1 protein-coding gene is annotated in these 714 nt (G+C 47.2%); it reads left to right on the top strand.

Annotation, left to right across the window (positions count from 1 at the left end; translation table 11 throughout):
- On the top strand, positions 1-547 hold a 547-nt coding region (locus A3750_RS15585), incomplete at its 5' end, for an HDOD domain-containing protein (RefSeq protein ID WP_156498629.1).
- Positions 548-714 lie beyond the last annotated feature (167 nt).

Genomic DNA, 714 nt, shown 5'->3' with positions numbered 1-714 from the left:
ATTGCATTGTGCTGTGTTGTGCGAGGCTTTGGCGACCATGGCCAAACCAGATCTAAATCTGGATGCGCGCGAATCATATCTGTCGGGACTATTGCATAACTTCGGCTTGCTGCTCATTGGGCAATTATTTCCACCCGAATTTCGAATGATGAATAAGCTTCGGGAGTCAGACCCCGAGCGAAGTATGGCAGAGATCGAAAAACAGGTTTTTGGTATGGGGTCGGCTCAAGAATTTATCGCGCTTGGTCATGGCTCATTAGGTGCGATTCTGTTAAAGCTTTGGGGTCTACCTGAGTCCTGTGTTAAATCGGCCGCAATGCATCAAAACGAATATTATGACGGCGAGCATGCAGAGCAAGTCGCTGTTGTGTGTCTCGCAAACCATCTACTTGCTATGCATGGCGTTGGTGATGAGCCTGCCAGCATTGATCCCGAGCCCTTGTTTGAACTTCTTGGTATAGACCCAGATAGTGCATACCGTTTGGCTGAAGTGACCGTTGATCAGGGTCAAGAGCTTGATGGTATGGTGAGTGACCTCGTAGCATAAGTCTATTTCCGAGCCATTTTCATAGTGAATGGCTTCCATTCTTTTCTGCTCTTTTCGGCAGGGCTTTGACCACATCTTCTATTAGCCTATAATGGCCGGCTTTCTGGAATTAAAAGCAGCGTTTTTCAGGTTGGATGCGTCTCATCCATACAGTTTAAGCTAGCCAA

The organism is Oleiphilus sp. HI0079, from assembly GCF_001635105.1.
Note: the sequence above shows the minus strand (reverse complement) of the source record. Positions and strands in the feature narration are given on the sequence as shown.